The organism is Desulfitobacterium chlororespirans DSM 11544 (assembly GCF_900143285.1).
GTDB lineage: Bacteria > Bacillota > Desulfitobacteriia > Desulfitobacteriales > Desulfitobacteriaceae > Desulfitobacterium > Desulfitobacterium chlororespirans.
Genome location: NZ_FRDN01000017.1, coordinates 70798 through 89179, shown reverse-complemented (window position 1 = coordinate 89179; position 18382 = coordinate 70798). Strand labels below are relative to the sequence as shown.

Annotated in this window: 19 protein-coding genes and 1 riboswitch; of the genes, 4 read left to right on the top strand and 15 right to left on the bottom strand. The window is 49.8% G+C overall.

Annotated features, from left to right (window positions below; all coding sequences use genetic code 11):
* Positions 1-13: 13 nt before the first annotated feature.
* The 11 genes from hisIE to BUA14_RS23485 form a co-directional block, all read right to left on the bottom strand.
* Complete coding sequence (gene hisIE / locus BUA14_RS23540; RefSeq protein WP_072774810.1) at positions 14-694, bottom strand: bifunctional phosphoribosyl-AMP cyclohydrolase/phosphoribosyl-ATP diphosphatase HisIE; 681 nt, start codon at positions 692-694, stop codon at positions 14-16.
* Between the two features lie 737 nt (positions 695-1431).
* On the bottom strand, positions 1432-2193 hold the full coding sequence (gene hisF / locus BUA14_RS23530) for an imidazole glycerol phosphate synthase subunit HisF (RefSeq protein ID WP_072774808.1): 762 nt from the start codon (positions 2191-2193) through the stop codon (positions 1432-1434).
* A gap of 21 nt (positions 2194-2214) precedes the next feature.
* The gene (gene hisA / locus BUA14_RS23525) at positions 2215-2961 is read right to left on the bottom strand and encodes a 1-(5-phosphoribosyl)-5-[(5-phosphoribosylamino)methylideneamino]imidazole-4-carboxamide isomerase (protein WP_072774807.1); all 747 of its coding nucleotides are present in this window, start codon (positions 2959-2961) and stop codon (positions 2215-2217) included.
* A complete protein-coding gene (gene hisH, locus BUA14_RS23520; RefSeq protein ID WP_072774806.1) occupies positions 2933-3568 on the bottom strand; it encodes an imidazole glycerol phosphate synthase subunit HisH in 636 nt (211 codons plus the stop codon). Before hisH ends, hisA begins: the two co-directional genes overlap by 29 nt.
* Before the next feature lie 16 nt (positions 3569-3584).
* Positions 3585-4175, bottom strand: a complete 591-nt coding sequence (gene hisB, locus BUA14_RS23515; protein ID WP_282433392.1) for an imidazoleglycerol-phosphate dehydratase HisB — start codon at positions 4173-4175, stop codon at positions 3585-3587.
* Between the two features lie 49 nt (positions 4176-4224).
* The gene (gene hisC / locus BUA14_RS23510; RefSeq protein ID WP_072774804.1) at positions 4225-5307 is read right to left on the bottom strand and encodes a histidinol-phosphate transaminase; all 1083 of its coding nucleotides are present in this window, start codon (positions 5305-5307) and stop codon (positions 4225-4227) included.
* On the bottom strand, positions 5301-6581 hold the full coding sequence (gene hisD / locus BUA14_RS23505; RefSeq protein ID WP_072774803.1) for a histidinol dehydrogenase: 1281 nt from the start codon (positions 6579-6581) through the stop codon (positions 5301-5303). Before hisD ends, hisC begins: the two co-directional genes overlap by 7 nt.
* A 35-nt stretch (positions 6582-6616) precedes the next feature.
* Positions 6617-7288: an ATP phosphoribosyltransferase gene (hisG, locus tag BUA14_RS23500; RefSeq protein WP_072774802.1), complete on the bottom strand. Its 672-nt coding sequence runs from the start codon at positions 7286-7288 to the stop codon at positions 6617-6619.
* A 226-nt stretch (positions 7289-7514) separates the two neighbouring features.
* A complete protein-coding gene (locus BUA14_RS28190; RefSeq protein ID WP_178371791.1) occupies positions 7515-7679 on the bottom strand; it encodes a hypothetical protein in 165 nt (54 codons plus the stop codon).
* Between the two features lie 557 nt (positions 7680-8236).
* Positions 8237-9388 carry an ATP phosphoribosyltransferase regulatory subunit gene (gene hisZ / locus BUA14_RS23490; RefSeq protein ID WP_072774801.1) on the bottom strand — a complete coding sequence of 384 codons (1152 nt, stop codon included), beginning with the start codon at positions 9386-9388 and terminating at the stop codon, positions 8237-8239.
* A gap of 1 nt (position 9389) precedes the next feature.
* Positions 9390-9731 (bottom strand): YerC/YecD family TrpR-related protein, encoded by a 342-nt coding sequence (locus BUA14_RS23485; protein ID WP_072774800.1) that lies wholly within the window; start codon positions 9729-9731, stop codon positions 9390-9392.
* A 253-nt stretch (positions 9732-9984) separates the two neighbouring features.
* A riboswitch (SAM riboswitch) is annotated at positions 9985-10085 on the top strand.
* A gap of 92 nt (positions 10086-10177) precedes the next feature.
* Between BUA14_RS23485 and BUA14_RS23480 the strand changes: the two genes are divergently transcribed.
* From BUA14_RS23480 to BUA14_RS23470, 3 genes are all read left to right on the top strand, one after another.
* Complete coding sequence (locus BUA14_RS23480; protein ID WP_072774799.1) at positions 10178-11200, top strand: methionine ABC transporter ATP-binding protein; 1023 nt, start codon at positions 10178-10180, stop codon at positions 11198-11200.
* Entirely contained in the window at positions 11193-11870 is a 678-nt protein-coding gene (locus BUA14_RS23475) for a methionine ABC transporter permease (protein ID WP_072774798.1), read from the top strand. The genes BUA14_RS23480 and BUA14_RS23475 overlap by 8 nt, the downstream gene beginning before the upstream one ends.
* Positions 11871-12036: 166 nt before the next feature.
* A complete protein-coding gene (locus BUA14_RS23470) occupies positions 12037-12882 on the top strand; it encodes a MetQ/NlpA family ABC transporter substrate-binding protein (RefSeq protein ID WP_072774797.1) in 846 nt (281 codons plus the stop codon).
* Positions 12883-13083: 201 nt separating this feature from the next.
* Here BUA14_RS23470 and BUA14_RS23465 read toward each other — a convergent pair whose 3' ends face one another.
* Positions 13084-13500, bottom strand: coding sequence for a kinetochore Spc7 family protein (locus tag BUA14_RS23465; RefSeq protein WP_242954744.1), 417 nt, complete (start codon positions 13498-13500; stop codon positions 13084-13086).
* Positions 13501-13779: 279 nt separating this feature from the next.
* Between BUA14_RS23465 and BUA14_RS23460 the strand changes: the two genes are divergently transcribed.
* Positions 13780-14481 carry a hypothetical protein gene (locus tag BUA14_RS23460; RefSeq protein ID WP_072774796.1) on the top strand — a complete coding sequence of 234 codons (702 nt, stop codon included), beginning with the start codon at positions 13780-13782 and terminating at the stop codon, positions 14479-14481.
* Here the strand turns inward: BUA14_RS23460 and BUA14_RS23455 are convergent.
* From BUA14_RS23455 to purD, 3 genes are all read right to left on the bottom strand, one after another.
* A complete protein-coding gene (locus tag BUA14_RS23455; protein ID WP_072774795.1) occupies positions 14476-15831 on the bottom strand; it encodes an MFS transporter in 1356 nt (451 codons plus the stop codon). The two genes, BUA14_RS23460 and BUA14_RS23455, sit on opposite strands and share 6 nt — an antisense overlap.
* A 147-nt stretch (positions 15832-15978) precedes the next feature.
* On the bottom strand, positions 15979-16533 hold the full coding sequence (locus BUA14_RS23450; protein ID WP_072774794.1) for a manganese catalase family protein: 555 nt from the start codon (positions 16531-16533) through the stop codon (positions 15979-15981).
* A gap of 79 nt (positions 16534-16612) precedes the next feature.
* Positions 16613-17872 (bottom strand): phosphoribosylamine--glycine ligase, encoded by a 1260-nt coding sequence (purD, locus tag BUA14_RS23445; RefSeq protein WP_072774793.1) that lies wholly within the window; start codon positions 17870-17872, stop codon positions 16613-16615.
* Positions 17873-18382: the final 510 nt, after the last annotated feature.

Below are 18382 nucleotides of genomic sequence, written 5' to 3'. Positions count from 1 at the left end.
TTTGTATGTCTGACTATTTTCTTCGTGATTGCAACTCCTGGGCAATAGCCTTTAAGCTTACCCCCCGTTCTTCCAACAGGACCAGAACATGATAAATGAGGTCTGAGACTTCGTAGCGAATTTCCTCAGCGGAGCTGTTTTTGGCGGCAATGATGGTCTCCGCGCATTCCTCTCCAACCTTTTTGAGGATCTTATCAAGCCCTTTGTCAAACAGATAGGCTGTATAAGCTCCTTCCGGACGTTCCATATTTCGTGAATGAATGACTTCCGCCAGCAGCTCCATGGTCCTGCCCAAGGGCATTGCCGGGACTTCTTCAGGTGCTCCCAAAGTTACATAGCCTTCTCCTTGGACTCCATAATGGAAGCAGGAGTAAAACCCTTCATGACAAGCCACACCCTTTTGCCTGACCGTCAACAGAATCGTGTCCCGATCACAATCAAAGCGGAGCTCCACAACTTCCTGGGTATGGCCTGAAGTTTCTCCTTTCAGCCACAGAGATTGACGGCTGCGGCTGTAATACCAGGCCCTTCCCTCCTGAAGAGTAAGCCTGAGCGCTTCTTCATTCATATAAGCCAGCATCAGAACCTCTCTCGTATCCACATCCTGCACGATGGCAGGTATTAAACCATCGGCATTCCAGCGTATCCCTTGGGGGAGCTGGGTCTGTAAGTCTTTAGGATTAGGTGTATTCATTAAATCTTCGCCTCTTTGCCTATGATTTAGTTTGATTTTGCTGTATGCATGGCGTTGTTGCAATTCCAGCAAGGGGAAAAGCTGTTTGGGTCGCGTAACTTTACGCACAACGGTCACTCCGTAGCTCCAGGGCTGGTTCACTCGCTTTCTTAACAGTCGAGCCAAACCCCGCTGCTTTCTGCATGTAAACCAGTGGCTCGCCTAAGTTAAGAAAGCCTCGTTCACCCCTGCCGCCCCTCCGCTAAAGCCGTTCCCTTTTGTACGTAAAGCTACGCCTTGCGGGTCCTTTTTTCTGCTACTTCTTGAGGTCCCAGGGCCTTTTATGAAGACTTTCCGGAGTTATCTTCAAGACCTTTCTTAGCCCTCGTAGCCTTTCTAAGAGCAGCCGACCATGCCGCTTAAGCGGCGTCGGTAAAGACGGAAAAAATAGCTCAGGTCAGGCGTTTACCCCATATTTCCTACAACGCTCCGCTGCTCAGACAAAAGCAGCCCAAGGATTTTGCTTTACAACAGGGAAGCGACTTTAAGCGAGCGGAAACAAAACTTCGCGAAAAGCACGCAGCGGAGCCGGGTTGGAAACAGGACGCTTCCAACCGCCTATTGAGCAGGAGCGATTTGGGCGGGAACCCGACGGAGCGGAGTGCTTTTTGCGTTAGTTTTGTCCGCGCAGCTTTTGGAGCGACCGGTGTAAAGCAAAATCCTGGAGACTCTCGCTTCCGAGCAGCCCAAGCACCCATCTAAGCCTTCCTCACCGGAATGCCCCGCTCCTCCAGATAAGCCTTGGCCTCCCCAATGCTGTATTCCCGGTAATGGAAAATCGAAGCGGCCAACACCGCATCCGCCTCTCCCAAGGTCAGCCCTTCCGCCAGATGTTCCAGGGTCCCTACCCCGCCGCTGGCAATGACCGGCAAAGAGACAGCTCTGCTTACAGCCCTGGTCAGCTCCAAATCATAGCCATTTTTCGTCCCGTCCCGATTCATGGATGTCAGCAGGATCTCACCGGCGCCTAAACGCTCCACTTCCTCGGCCCACTGCAAAACATCCTTCCCGGTGGGAGTCCGCCCGCCATGGATATAGACTTCCCAGGCTCCCGGACGGGTTTGCCGGGCATCGATAGCCATGACGATACATTGGCTGCCAAAAGCGTGAGCCCCTTCCTCGATCAGCCCGGGAGTCTGGACAGCCGACGTATTCAAAGATACTTTATCCGCCCCGGCCCTGAGCACCTTGCGAATATCTTCCACCGTTCGCAGTCCCCCGCCAATGGTAAAAGGAATAAACACTTGTTCCGCCGTTCTGCGCACCACATCGACCATGGTCTCCCGTCCTTCAGCTGATGCCGATATATCAAGAAAAACCAATTCGTCTGCCCCTTCTCGATCGTAGAGAGCCGCCAATTCCACCGGGTCTCCGGCATCGCGGAGATTGACGAAATTGGTTCCTTTGACCACACGTCCCTCATGAACATCCAGACAAGGTATAATCCGTTTTGCTAGCATCAATCTTCCTCCTTGCCGTCCTTATTTACCTTCCCCATGCTGACCAACAGCCCTAAGGGCCTCCGCCAGAGAGAAGGCACCGGTGTAAAGGGCCTTGCCCACGATAGCCCCCTCAATGGACACACCCCTATTCCCTTCATCCTGGAGCAGCCTGAGATCTTCCAGCCGGGAAACCCCGCCTGAGGCCACTACCTGCAGACCGCTTAGGCGGGCCAATTCAACGGTGCTTTGAATATTGGGACCTTGAAGCATACCGTCACGGGAAATATCCGTAAAGACCAGGTGCTTAACACCGGCCTCCTTCATACGCAAAGCCAAATCCAGAGCCTTGATCTCGGTCTTCTCCGCCCAGCCCTGCACCGCTACCAGGCCATCCTTAGCATCAATTCCTACCACAACGGCTTCCCCGAAACGCTGCACTGCCTTTGCCACCAGCTCAGGGTCGCGCACAGCCACTGTACCGAGGATAACCCTTTCGACCCCTAATTTCAGAAGCTCCTCTATTCTCTCCAGAGTTCGAATCCCTCCGCCAACCTGTACCCGCAGGCCGGAGGATTGAATAAGTTGAAGGATCACGGCATCATTAACCGGCTTGCCGGCAAAGGCACCGTCCAAATCCACCACATGGAGAGAATCCGCTCCTTGCTCCTTAAAATTCCGGGCTACTTCTACCGGCTGCTCCCCATATACAGTAGCATCTTCCATTCTTCCCTGAAGCAGGCGGACGGCTTTCCCCTCTTTAAGATCGATGGCTGGAAACAGTCGCATCCTCATTCACCCACTTTCCAAAGTTCTCCAATAGCTTAAGACCCCAAGGACTGGACTTCTCAGGGTGGAATTGCGCTCCCCAAACCGTATCTCTTCCAACCAAAGCGGGAAAAGGCACCCCATAGTCGCTCATTCCAACCAGAATCTCCTGTTCCTCACTGGCCACATAGTAGGAATGAACAAAATAAAAATAAGCTTCATCGGGAATCCCCTCAAGAAGCCGGCAAGGCTTTTCCTGGTGAAGGGTATTCCAGCCCATATGAGGAATCTTGCGGCCGGCCGGGAATCTGACCACTCTCCCGGGGAGCAATCCCAATCCCTTATGCTCACCATGCTCTTCCCCAACCTCAAAAAGCACTTGCATGCCGAGGCAAATCCCTAAGAAGGGTTTTCCTGAATGGGCGTAGTGGATTAAGGGCTGAATCCATCCTTTTTCTTCAAGAGCTGCCATAGCATCGGCGAATGCTCCCACTCCCGGTAAAATGATGCCCTTCACAGTCATCAGTTCATCGGGAGATTCCAGAACCTTCGCCGGATATCCCAATTTCCAGAGGGCTTTTTCCACACTGCGCAAATTTCCGCGGCCATAATCGACAATTCCTATCATAGCGAAAAAGACCTCCTTAAAGTACTCCCTTTGTCGACAAAACTCCCTGAAAACGAGGATTCTCGCGGAGCGCCAAGCCCAGGGCCCGGCCAAAACCTTTGAAGATTGCCTCCAGGATATGGTGGCGGTTCTTGCCGGACAATAATCGTATATGCAGGGTTATACCTGCCTGAACGGACACCGCCCGGAAAAACTCCTCCGCCATTTCCACAGGGAATCCTCCTACCATCCCCTCGGGACACTCCACATCCCAAACCAGATAGGGACGGTTGGAGAGATCCAAGGCAACCTGCACCAAGGCTTCATCCATGGGCAGTAGGGTATCGCCAACCCGCTCAATACCACGACGCTCCCCCAAGGCCTCCCTGATGGCCTGCCCGAAAACAAGACCACAGTCTTCGATGGTGTGATGAGGGTCCACCTGCAAATCCCCTTCAGCGGCTACTTCCAGGTCGAGATAACCAAACCGGGCCAAGGCCTCCAGCATATGATCAAAGAAGCCGATACCCGTATCGACCTGAGCTGTACCGGCTCCGTCAAGATTCAGCTTAACCCGAATCCTGGTCTCTTTGGTTTGACGTTCAATGTATGCTTCACGCATTTCCAAAACCTCACTTACAAGGTGTTATCCTATATTACTGGGATGACTGAATCATCTATTTCAGAATCTCTCCAAGTGCTTTGAGCAGTCTGTCATTATCTTCAGGCAAACCGGCGCTAAGCCGCAGAGCCTTGCCCACCAGCGGCAGATTCCCCATATTGCGGATCAGAAACCCCTTCCCCATCAATTCCTGATAGACACGGTCCGGGTCCTCAGGCTGAAAAAGAACAAAGTTAGCCCGGGTTGCAAAAACCTTTACCGAAGCAAAAGCGGTCAGAGCCTCAACGATCTTGGCCAGCTCAGCAATCAGAATCCGGCCTTGTTCAGCATACTCCTCCCCATAATTCAGAGCGATCGCTCCCGCCTTTTGGCTGAAGCTGTTCACATTGAAAGGCTGCCGGGCCCGGTTCAAGGCCCTGATGATGGAAGGCTGTCCCAGAAGGTAGCCCAGCCGGAGAGCAGCCATGGCAAACAGCTTGGAAAAGGTCTTCATCACTAAGAGATTGGGGCAGTAGGGAATCTGATCCACGACACTCTCCCCGGAAAATTCTCCGTAGGCTTCATCCACAATGACGATCTTGCCCGATTCGGCCACGATTCGCAGCATCTCTTCCCGAGGGAACAGGGTTCCCGTGGGATTATTGGGATTGCAGAGGACAATCATATGAACCTGAGGCTGAGCCGCCGCCTCAAGTATCCCTGCCACATCCAGGCGGAAGTCCCTGCCGGTTTCGGTAGGGAGAAGCGGAACTTCCAGAACCTTCGTGCCGGTCACCCTGGCCGCAGCTTCATACATACTGAAGGTGGGCGAGTGAATAACCACGGCCCCCCCCTCTCCGCCAAAAGTCGTCATGAGCAGCTGGATCAGCTCATCAGAGCCGTTTCCTGTTAAAATTCCCTCAGCGGGCACTCCTGTATAGCAGGAAAGGGCTTCCTTGAGTTCCTGAGCCCCTCCGTCAGGATAACGGTTAAAGGCAATGTCTGAACCCAATAATTGCTCAATCATTCCTGGGGGCCAAGGCAGAGGATTTTCATTGGCATCCAAGCGTACACAGTCCGGGATGGACTTGCTTTCATAGGCCTTTAGGGTTCGTATGGATGGACGCATCCACCCTTCAAGATTCATTTTATCTACCATAACTTTCTTGCCTCCACAGCCCGGGCATGGGCTTCGAGTCCCTCTTTCCTGGCTAAATGAGCGATATGCCTGCCGTCCCGCTGCAAGGCTTTTTCCGAATAGCTGATCACACTAACTTTCTTCATAAAGGTATCCACATTTAAAGGAGAATAAAAGCGGGCGGTCCCTCCCGTAGGCAACACATGATTGGGGCCGGCAAAATAATCTCCTACAGGTTCCGGTGAGAAACGGCCCAGAAAGACAGCTCCGGCATTCCTTACCCGGCCCAGCCAGCTATAGGGTTCCTTAACCACCAGCTCAAAATGCTCGGGAGCTATCTGGTTGGCTAAATCCATTCCCTCAGCCAAATCCTTAACCAAAATCGCCGCCCCATAGGTCTCCCATGAAGCTCGGGCAATATCCTGCCGTGGCAGCAGCTTTAATTGCCGCTCCACTTCCGCCACCGTCTCCTCCAGCACCTTCCGATCAGGAGAGACTAGAATGGAGGAAGCTAAGGGATCATGCTCAGCCTGAGAAAGCAGATCGGCGGCAAGCTCTTCCGGTTGGGCGGACTCATCGGCTAAAATGAGTATCTCACTGGGGCCGGCCAGCATATCAATATCCACGGTGCCAAAGACCTGTTTTTTGGCCAGGGTGACGTAAATGTTCCCCGGTCCGGTGATTTTATCCACAGGAGAGATTTCCCCTGTACCAAAGGCTAAGGCGGCAATAGCCTGAGCCCCTCCTACTTTATAGATTTCCGTGACTCCGGCTTCCGCGGCAGCTACCAGAACTTCCGGCAGCAAGCTGCCATCCTTGCCTGGAGGACTGACCATCACGATCTCTTCGACCCCTGCTACCACGGCGGGGACTGCATTCATCAGCACTGAAGAAGGATAAGCGGCGGTTCCTCCCGGCACATAAATACCAACCCGTTTAAGGGGCAGCAGCAGCTGCCCCAGGATACTGCCGTCTTCTTTGGCATCCAGCCATGAGGTGCGCTTTTGCTTTTCATGATAGGAGGTGATCTTCTCCTTAGCAAGCCGCAGGGCTTCCAGAAATTCTTCATCCACCTGGGAGTAAGCCTTTGCCACTTCTTCTTCCTTGACGCGCAGCCCGGATGTACGGAGATCTACTCCGTCAAATTTTTCTGTCAGGGCATAGAGGGCCTCATCCCCTTCTTTCTTAATTTCAGAAAGAATCTCTGCTACTTTATGCTCCAGCAACTGATCATCACCATAGGATTTGCGCGTAAGCGTGGTCAAATCCAATTCCTCTAAGGTCTTTATCTCCATAGCTGTTCCCTCCATCTTAACGAACTCTCCCGAGCTTAAGGGGCTTTGCCAAGAAGCTGACGCAGCTTCTCAGTCAGCTCATTAATGCGTTCATGCTTCATCCGATAAGCAACCCGATTGGCAATCAATCTTGTCGTCGCTTCAAGAATGGGAGCAATCTCCACCAGCCTATTTTGCCGCAGTGTGGTTCCAGTGGACACGATATCCACGATCATTTCCGCCAGCCCCACCCGGGGAGCCAGCTCGATATTGCCGTGAAGCTTAATGGGCAGAACCTGCATCCCCTGCTCACGGAAAAAGTCTTCAGCTACCCGGGGAAACTTGGTCGCCACCCGTTGGTGATTTAAACCGCTCAGATCAAACTTGCCGTCCGGCAAGCGGGGCGGAACCTTTTCTTCCGGCATGGCCACGACAAAGCGGCAATAGCCGAACCCCAGATCCAAAAGCTCTACCACGTCTTTATTTTCTTCCAGCAGGGTATCCTTACCGACAAAACCGATATCCGCCGCCCCATATTCCACAAAGGTGGGAATATCCGTAGGGCGGCAGATAATGATCTGAGCTTGGGCCTTTTCCAGGGGAAAGACCAATTTCCTCGACTCTTCACTGACCTCTTGGCATTCAATTCCTATCTTTGTCAGAGCTTCCAGGGAGTCCGTCAATAGTTTTCCTTTAGGAAGAGCGATGGTTAAGAAATTCCGAGCCAATCTCTCTCAACTCCTCTTCATGTATTTTATCACTTTAATTAGTTAAAGTACTAGCGTGTTATGGTTATTATAACAACCTCATTTTTCCCTGGCAATAGTTTTTTAATATTTAATAACTGATTTCCGATGAATTTCCTGCCGCTCTACCCATAGCTTAAGGACTGCCTGTAGGAGTAACAACATGTCCCGGAGCCCGACAACGTTGTCAGGTTCCGGGACATGTTGATCATTCAGAATCACGATTTTCTTCTTGAGTGGCAATGACTTTAAGCTCTGGAAAGGGTTCTCCATTCATAAATGCGACTTCTCCCTCCTCCTGTGCCTTCGAAAGGATATCCATGGCATCGGCAACTTTAGCCGCCAGCTGAAAATACATCTTCCGGTAATCCATCTCGTTTATACCCCCTATATCAAGCAGCGGCAAGGCTCCGAGTCATAACCCGGCCCCGGCGGCTGCTTTTATAGGGGAAATTAAAAAGGCGCATGCGAGGTTTTTTTTACCCTACACATGCGCCCTGCTTCGTTATCTGCTGAATCCTAACCCAACCCCAGTCAACCGGAAGCAAACCAGTTGTGAATAAAAAAGCGGTCCGCATAACCGGGTACACGAACAGACCTCTTCCATTGCCTAAGTCAGGAATAGGCTGAATCTCCTGCTGCGTGAAGCCGCACAGCCTGCTTCCCGCCGACGCTCCATTACACACACTTCACCCGCGGCACAGGCGCCTTGCTTGTGCAGAAAGGGGCGGCATTGTATAATAAGACTGTCGTCGTGGACAGCTGGACTGTTACGTGTAGGTGCCAGTACACCTGCTCGTGCCTGGAAGTGCTCCAACACTTTCAGGTCACGGCGACTTTTTAATTTCCACCTATTACTAATTATAGCTTGTTTGAAGTGAATTGCAAGGTATATGAGGGGTAATCTTCATGTACGCTTTTTGTCTTTAATCACTTTGCGCAAACGACTGCCTTAATTCCTTTGCACTCAGCTGATTCCATGGCTTGTTCCTGAGTCAGGGACTCCAGACACATCTCCACCCGTTTCCCCGTTTGACGGAGTTTCCGGGCCTCTGCGATCACTTTGGAAACATCACTGCCGTAGACCAAAACCTCCGGCCTTTCAGCATTGGAGCAGACCATCTGCTCAATGATCGCCTTGAGATTGATCGCAAAACCGGTGGCCGGGGTATCCTCCCCAAAATCACCGTACAGAGCGTCATAGCGCCCCCCCTCGACAACGGGGAAACCCACTCCGGGAACATAGCCCTCAAAGACCGCCCCCGTATAATAGCTGAAGCCGCGCAAAATCCCCAGATCCAAAGACACATAGTCCTGGACTCCGAAATCTTTCAAGTATCGATAGACCTGTCTCAGGGCATTCACCGCTTCCAGCAAGGAAGGCCGCCGGCTCCACTCCAGAACCTGATCCAGCATATCTTCTTTACCATGGAGATGGGGAAGCTTTAAAAGAACGTCCTGGACCCTTGCTTCAAAGCCATAATCCTTAACCAACCGCTCAATCCCTACAAAATCCTTGCGGGCCAGCTTCTCCTGATAATGGAGCTGGAATTCCTGAGGAACCCCTAACTCGGCCATAATGCCGGTAAAGATCCCCATATGTCCCAAATTGATTTGAAAGTCCATTCCGCCAATTTTGCGGAGAGCTTCAATGGCTAAGGCGACCACTTCGGCATCCGCCGCAGAGGAGGCCGACCCAATCAGCTCCACTCCCACTTGCCTGAATTCTTGTTTATGAGATTTAGAATAGCGGAAAACATCCGCCGCATAACATAAACGCAAAGGAAAGGCGGTCCCCCGCATCCGGGTGCTGACCATCCGGGCGATGGACGTGGTTAACTCCGGACGCAGCACCAGAACATGGCCCTGACGATCAAAGAGCTTAAAGAAACTATCTCCTTCTTCTTCAATCGGCTGGATGCATGCCCCATACTCCAAGGTCGGAGTGGCAACCTTCTGATAAGCCCATGCTTTGAATAAGTCCAGTGCAGAAGTCTCAGCCTGCTCTTGTAGGGCTAACTCATCAGGAAGAAGATCATGCATCCCTTCCGGGATTCTTAATCCCAAAGAACTTCGCGGCATATTAATCCTCCCCCTTTTCCTTCTCTTCCAGACGCTTCAGGACCATCTGATAACCGTCGGCCCCAAAGTACAGGCACCGCTTAACCCGGCTAATGGTCGCCGTACTGGCACCAGTGGATTGGGCGATGGTGGTATAGGTCACATTCTTCTCCAGAAGCTTGGCCACTTCCAGACGCTGCGCCAAAGACTTAATCTCCGCCACCGTAGCGATATCCTGAAAAAACCGATAGCACTCTTCCCGATCCTTTAATAATAAAATAGCATCAAAAAGCGCATCTGTTGAAGAATCACGCAGGCGCTGATCAATCCCCTTGAATTCATCGTCTTTGTAGTCATCCATCATCGATCATCTCCTTATACTTCTATACTTTAATTTATTAAAGTATAGGGCCCTTGTCAATATTCATAACCTCTCTTCAGAAAAATTTGTTTAGTCCCTCATTTGTTTAACCTTCCATAATACTCTGTTTGAAGCATTAAATAACTCTCAAGGAAACCCTTCAGGCTGAAAAAATTACTTGCCAAGACGCTATACACTATGTTAAGATAATGTCTATCAAGATTTCAACTGAAGCTTGACTCTAAGTTAATAAACACTCTTATCCAGAGTAGGTGGAGGGACTGGCCCGATGAAACCCGGCAACCGGCATGAAAATGCACGGTGCTAAATCCTGCAGGAAATACTGGGAGATGAGAGGAAACCCGACTATAACTCCGCGGATTTCCTCGTGGAGTTTTTTGCTATTTTTTTGCTATATTGAATTAGAACCCTAACGAGGAGGAACAGCGTTGATTAGAATTGAGAACTTAACAAAGGTTTACACCTCCCGCAAAGAGCAAGTAGTAGCCATTGAAAATATCTCCCTGGATATTCCCAAAGGAGCCATTTACGGCATCATCGGTTTAAGCGGTGCCGGTAAAAGCACCCTTGTCCGTTGCATCAACCGTTTGGAAGAGCCCACCGGGGGTAAAATCATCATCGATGGTCAGGATTTAACAGCCATGTCCGCAGTAGAACTCCGGCAAGCCCGGCAAAAGATCGGCATGATCTTTCAGCACTTCCATCTGCTCCAGTCCCGCACCGTTTTTGATAATATTGCTTTTCCTTTAGAAATTGCCGGTTTTAAAAAACCAGAGATAGAAGCGAGGGTTAAAGAGCTGCTCCCCTTAGTAGGCTTGGAGGATAAGGCCCATGTCTATCCTTCCCAGCTCAGCGGCGGTCAAAAGCAAAGAGTGGGAATTGCCCGCGCCCTGGCCACCAACCCCAAAGTACTCCTTTGCGACGAGGCCACTTCTGCCCTTGACCCCCAAACCACTTTATCCATCTTGAATCTCTTAAAGGATATCAATCAACGCTTCGGCTTAACCATTATTATGATTACTCACGAAATGAAAGTGGTTAAAGAGATCTGCTCCGATGTGGCCGTCATCCATGAATCAAAAATCGCTGAACAAGGACCTGTGGAATCCGTCTTTATCCAGCCTCAGTCCAGCGTTGCCAAGGAATTTATCTCCACTGTATTTCCCAATGAACTCCCTGAAGATTTGCTTCGTGAACTGGCCACTCATCCCAATTCTCAGATTGTGCGCATCCAATTCCTGGGTTCACGGGCATCAGACCCCATCATTGCCGACCTGATGAAAGAATGCGAGGTTCGGGCCAATATCCTCTACGGAAGCATCGACCACCTCCGCTCCACGCTCTTTGGCACCTTAACCTTAGAGCTGCAGGGAGATCCTGAACAACTGGCTTTAGCTCATCAATATCTCTCCCAGCGTGAACTCAAAGTGGAGGTGATCCAAAATGTTTGATTTTACCAACCCTCAATACTGGGATACCATCTACCAACTTCTGGTCCCTGCCACGGGAGAGACTTTGTACATGGTTATCGTCTCCACTCTGCTGGCTTATCTTCTTGGTGTTCCTCTGGGGGTCATTCTGGTCATCTCTTCACCCGATCACATCTCACCGAATCCTTGGATAGAACGCACCCTCGGGACAGTGATCAATATCTTTCGCTCGGCACCTTTTATCGTTTTGCTTCTCGCTTTGATTCCTGTCACTCAGGCCATCATGGGCACATACATCGGTACGAATGCGGCAATAATCCCTCTGGTCTTTGCCACGGCACCCTTCGTAGCCCGTATGGTGGAGAGTTCGCTTAAAGAAATTCCTTACGGGGTCATTGAAGCGGCCCTATCTATGGGCTCCTCACCCTGGCAGATTATCCGTAAAGTTCTTTTACCTGAAGCTAAGGCCTCTCTTATCTTAGGCGCCGCCATCACCACCATCAGCGTTGTCGGTTATACCGCCATGGCGGGGACCATCGGAGCCGGCGGCTTAGGAGATGTGGCTATCCGCTACGGGCATCAACGTTTTCGGACCGACGTGATGATTATGACCGTCATCATTCTCGTGATAATCGTCCAATTAGTTCAACTCTTTGGCACCAAACTGGCTCGCCGGATTAATCACCACTAAGCATGTTCCAAGCGCTCACTCAAATTCATGGCGGGCGATACCGGTACTCCTGTCATGTTCTTTGGAGAGAAGGCTTGAGCATATATCTTCTCAAGAGTATCTCACAGAAATGTCTTCATGTGTATCTTCAGAGGAAAAGAAAGAAGAATTTAAGGAGGAAATAAGAATGAAACGTAAACTCTCGACTTTAATTATCGGCTCCGTAGTAGCCCTGTCCTTGGTACTTACCGGGTGCGGAAGCACCCCTCAGAAAACCGACACTCCGCCCGCCTCAGGTAATGCTAATCAGCCCGTGACGATCAAAGTAGGAGCTACCCCCGTTCCCCATGCCGAAGTACTTGAATTCGTCAAACCCAAATTAGCGGAACAAGGTATCAATCTGGAAATCGTTGATTTTACGGATTACGCTCTTCCCAACCCAGCCGTTAACGACGGATTACTCGACGCCAACTACTTCCAACACACTCCTTACTTGGATACCTACCTTGCTCAAGGCATGAAGTTGGCGATCATCGGCACCGTGCATATTGAGCCCATGGGCTTCTACTCTGAAAAAGTAACCAAAATCGATGAACTCAAAGACGGTGATGCTATTGCCATCCCTAACGATCCCTCCAATGGCGGCCGCGCTTTGGCCGTCTTAGAACAAGCCGGATTGATTAAACTCAAAGACGGTGCCGGTGTTACCGCAACAGAATTGGATATCGCTGAAAATCCTAAAAAGCTAAAAATTCAAGCCATTGAGGCTGCTCAACTTCCCCACGCTCTTACTGACCCCAAAATTGCCGGAGCTGTCATCAACACCAACTACGCTTTAGAAGCCGGCCTCAATCCCACTGAGGATGCTATTGTCCTTGAAGGCAAAGATTCTCCTTATGCCAACATCGTGGTCGCCAAAGAAGATCGCAAAGACGATCCCAACCTCAAAAAATTAGTGGATGCTTTGAACACTCCAGAAGTTAAGAAGTTTATTGAAGATACCTACAAAGGTGCCGTCGTTCCTGCTTTCTAAGAGTTAACGCTTCACCCCATATAAATATAAATAAAAGCCGTTCCTCAGTTGAGGGCGGCTTTTCTCATTGCCATACACTCTATGATTTTAATCTTAACAATTAATCCTTACTCTTACCCTTCGCCAGGTTCACTAAGTATAAGTCCTTAATTTTTCGATCATGCTTACTGGATTCCATTTGTAAAGCCTCAACCTTAGTACCTAAAATCTTAATTTTTCTTTTGACTTCCTCATAAACTGTTTCTGTGTCTCCCGCCAATCATAAAAAAGAATATCCAACTTCTTACCAAAGTCTTGTTCCATCCTGACCTGAGATTGCCTAAGGACAACCAGATCCGTCTCCATCCGTCCCTGGGATTCCTTCAACCCTGCTACATCTTGCTTTACTTCGGTCAGCTCTATCTTTATCCCTGCTACATCTTGCTTTACCTCGGTCAACTCCGTCTTTATCCCTGCTACATCTTGCTTTACCTCGGTCAGCTCTGTCTTTATCCCTGCTACATCTTGCTTTACCTCGGTCAGCTCTGTCTTTATCTCTGCTACATCTTGCTTTACCTCGGTCAGCTCTGTCTTTATCTCTGCTACATCTTGCTTTACCTCAGTCAGCTCCGTCTTCATGCCAGTGAATTCATTAAGTAACTTTTCCCAAATGCTCCAGCATCAAATCCTGAAATTTCTCATTATCCATGAATCCACTTCCCTATTCCTAGGAATGGAATAATTATATCATATCCCCTAAATTAACCCAAAGATAAGTTTCTTTAATGCCTGTACTTACCCCTTCCATGATTACCATATTTTTGATGGCATAGAACGGGTCACTCCTCACACACTATAGACAAATTACCCAGGATGAAGAACTCAATCAGCATCCTGGAACATGAGGAGAACATCTCTATGAATTCCTTCGATAAAAAAATTCAGACCCGTTTGCGCATGCATCCTGAGATGCTGCGCCACATTCTAACCGAGCCCAATGAAGAGACTCTCACGACCTTGACCCGCTATAAAATATTTGAATCCAAGGGGGCCTATCTCAGCCAGCTCCTGCTTTCCCTGCTTCCCCAATGGGAATACCTGGCCTGCGAAGGCAATACCCATTTAGGGCAAATAATTCGCAACCTGGAAAAGACACCCATCAGTCCGGTTTCTCAAGAATCGGATTTTCTGCGAGCCAATCTGCTGCGCATCCGCATTCTTGCTGAAACTCCGGGAGTATTTCCTTTCTCTCCCTTCATCATTCAGGAACATCTCCTTAACTTTTTAGAGGGTGCGGATCTGATCGCGGATTTGCCTCAACTGATGGTCATTCATTTCAGCAGGGATGAGCTGAGACCCTTAGCCTCCGAACTGGCGCAATACCGGCTAAGCCCTTTAAGCCGCCGCTATGTGCAGAACCTTTTCCACCAGGAACGTCAGGAAGCCATTCTCACCAACCTTGCTTATCTATGCAAAAATTATCCTTTACTGGGCACCTGCCGGCAAGCCTATGCTTTGCTGCTCTCCCTGGACAACATTGAAAACTGGAGCAAACATCCCTTCTGCCTCCGCCTGGTATCCAACCGCTTCTGGGATTACCGCACCAAGGAGATTCTATAGTTCATCCATGGGTCGGCCTTTCGTCTCTTCGCCAAGAATGAGGACATTAAACACAACGAGGATGAGCACTCCGGCGAACATCAGGAAAACCGTTTCTGTAGGCATTTCCGCTCCCAGCATACGGCCTACCACCATAGGGGCTAAGATACCGCCGATGCGGCCAAACCCGGCGGCCCAGCCGGCACCGGTTCCCCGGGCTCTGGTAGGATAAAGCTCAGGAGTATAGGTGTAGAGAATTCCCCAGGCGCCAAGATTAAAGAAAGACATGAGGGAACCAAAGACAAGAATCATCGCCACGCTGTTGCCCAGTCCAAAGAAATAAGCGCTGATCGCTGTACCTAAAACAAAAGCTGTCAAGGTAGGCTTGCGCCCAATGCGATCGACCAGAAATGCCGCGCTGAAATAGCCGGGGATCTGAGCCAAGGTCATAATGATGACATAGCTGAAGCTCTTGGTCAGGGAAAAACCCTTTAAGGCAAGAATAGAGGGCAGCCATGTAAAAATTCCGTAGTAAGAATACACGATTCCAAACCAAAGCAGCCAGAGGAATACCGTTCTGCGCAGGAACTTCCGGGAAAACAATTCCGCTACTGTGACTCGCTTCAGCACTTTAGCCTTGGCTGCACTCTTCTGGGGTTGCCTGTTTTCACGTTTTGCCTCCTCAGCAGTTCTGCCCTCCTTTACATCAGAGCCTGTCTCCCCAGCGACCAGGCGATACACTGCCTCAGCCTCCTGTATTCTTCCCTGTTCCTCAAGAAACCGAGGTGACTCCGGAATGTACTTCCAGAGATAAAAAACGTAAAGAGCCGGAATAGCACCAATGAAAAAAGCAATATGCCAACCATAATTGGGAATGATCAGGTAGGAAATAACAGAGGCCAGGAGCCATCCTATGGCCCAGAAGCTCTCCAAGAGGACCAGAAATTTCCCTCGGTGCTTAGCGGGGGTGAACTCACTAACCAAAGTTACCGCAACTGGCAATTGCCCCCCCAAACCAAACCCCACCAGAAAGCGAAAGAACAAAAGAGAGCCATAGCTCCAAGCCAGACCGCATAATCCGGTAGCCAAAGAATACACCACCAAGGTAAAGGCAAAGACCTTTTTTCTGCCGATTCGATCCGCCACACTTCCGGACAAAATAGCTCCCAGAGCCATTCCTAACAGGCCGACACTCCCGATATTTCCCGCCTGTTCCGGGGTTAATCCCCAAGTCTTCATCAGCACCGGCAGGACAAAGGAAATAATGCCCGTATCCATGGAATCAAACATCCATCCTAAACCTGCAGAGATAAGGAGTATATAGTGAAATCTCTTAACCGGCAGTTTTTCTATTCGCTGTGATATACTCATCTTTATCCTCCTGTAAAAATTACTGATAATTTTATATAGTTTAGCAAAATTTAGTAAAAAAATAAAGAAGCTTGTGGATAAGCTTCTTTTTGCATTTTCAATTGCCTGCTTCCTCTATCACTTATTAGATGATCTGAACCAGCTGTCTCACTCTAATACCTGGAGGCTCATTTTATACTCATAGATAATCTCCATATACTGCTCTGAAGTTCCCCCTTCAGTCAGAACCTTATAACATCGATAGAGAAGCCTCTGGTGAACTCCTTCACGCCGGGCTAAAAAAGTAAGCAGACGTTTCACCCCAGGATCCTGGGTCATAGCTGCATGCTTCTCATACAAAAGGCGTGCTCTCTTTTCCAAGGCAGCATTCGCTTTTAAAAGTTTATCCGGTTCAGAGTACTGATTTACATAGGAAAGAGACCAGGGAATATCCTCATGATCACTTAAGCGAGCGACCTCCCCGCCCAGCTTGGTAATCATTGCCGATAAAGTCTCTAAATGAGCAAGTTCTTCCGCCATGATGAGTCCCAAAAGTTCACGCAAAAAACGATTGTCTATATTAACCTGATGATTTAAGTACTGAACTGCCTGGGTGAGTTCTCCATCCCTTCCACCATAATGCTCCAGCAATTCTTTAGCCAGGACCGGATCGGGCCTTTCCACATGGATTGGATAAAAGAACCTTTTTCGATAGATGTACACACCCTTCCCCCCTTGAACGTCGTCCTGCCTTCATTATATGAAGATAGGACAACCTAAGGTCACAAGAGGAAAAGCCAAACTAAAGACCTTTTACCCCAATATCTTTCCGATAATGAGCGCCGGGGAAATTTATTTTTTCGACTAAAGCATATCCCAATTGACGGGCCTGGTTAAGATCATCTCCCCAAGCCGTTACGCCCAAGACCCTTCCTCCGGAGCTTTGCAGTTCTCCTCCCGAAAAAAGGGCAGTCCCGGCATGAAAAATCACGCTCTCTTGAGCAAGGACTTCAGGCAAAGTGATCGAAATACCTTTTTCATAGGCCATAGGATAGCCCGGTGCGGCCATAACGATACAAAGTGCCGTTTCTTTTTTCCAAGCCAGCTTTAGATCCTCGCTCTGTCCTTCCGTACAGGCCCAAAGAACCTTGAATAAATCCGATTCCATACGGGCCATCACCACTTGGGTTTCCGGATCGCCGAAGCGGACATTAAATTCCAAAGTTTTCGGACCGTCTTTAGTCAGCATCAGCCCGGCAAAAAGAACCCCTTGAAAGGGCATCCCCTTATCCTTCATGACTTGTAAAGTGGGCTGCACGATGGTTCTTAGTGCCTCCTCTTCCAGCTCCTGATTCCAGAAAGGCGGGGGGCTATAGGTCCCCATGCCGCCGGTGTTCAAACCCTGATCCCCATCCAAAGCCCGTTTATGGTCCTGAACAGGGACTAAAGCAACCGCATGCTCACCATCACAGAGGCAGAGCAAGCTGACTTCCTGACCTTCCAGATATTCTTCAACCAGAAGCAATTTTCCCGATTCGCCTAAAGAGCCGTCCATTAACTCATCCACAGCCGTCAAAGCTGTGTCCAAATCCATGGCCACAATCACACCTTTGCCGGCTGCTAAGCCATCGGCTTTTAAGACGATCGGTGCTCCCATCTGTTTGATATATTCCTTGGCCTGCTCCGGTTCAGGGAATACCCGGCTTTGAGCCGTGGGAACCCCTGCCGCCTCCATGATTTCCTTGGCAAAAGATTTGCTGCCCTCCAGTCGGGCGGCTCCTTGAGTGGGTCCGAAAATCCTCAATCCTTCTTTTTGGAAAGCGTCTACAATCCCTAAAGTCAAAGGTGCCTCAGGGCCCACAATTGTCAAATCAATGCCTTCCTTTTGGGCAAATTCAAGCAACCCGGGGATATCTGTAGCCGAAATCGCCACATTCCATTCCTGAGTTCCGGCGTTTCCCGGAGCAACGTACAATTTCCCGACCTCCGGGCTTTGGGCTATTTTCCAGGCAAGGGCATGTTCCCTGCCGCCATTGCCTACTATTAAGACTTTCTTAGCCATGGGGCACCTTCTTTACTATTTGATTTAGACTGACTGAAAGCAGTTCTCCAGGATTTTGCTTTACACCGGTCGCTCCATAAGCTGCGCGGCCAAAACTAACACTCAAGCCCTCCGCTCCGAAAGGTGCCCGGCTAAATCGGCTCCTGCCTCATAGCCGGTTGGAAACGTCCTGTTTCCAACCTTTCTCCGCTGCGTGCTTTTCGCGAAGTTTTGTTTCCGCTCGCTTAAATTCGCTTCCTACCGTAAAGCAAAATCCTTGGGCTGTTTTTTGAGTTTGAGCAAGCAGAGCGTTGCGGGAAAGGTGGAGTAAGTCTCCTGACTCAAGCCGCTTTTTCCGTCTTTACCGACGCCGCTTGAGGCGGCAAGGTCGGCTACCTCCCGGGAAAAGCTCAATAGATGGCCGCGAAAAAGACTGTGCTAAAGTCCCGTAAGACGTAGCTTTACGCACAAAAGGGAACGGATTTAGCGGAGGGGCGGTCAGGTTAACGAGGCTTTCTTAACGAAGCGAAG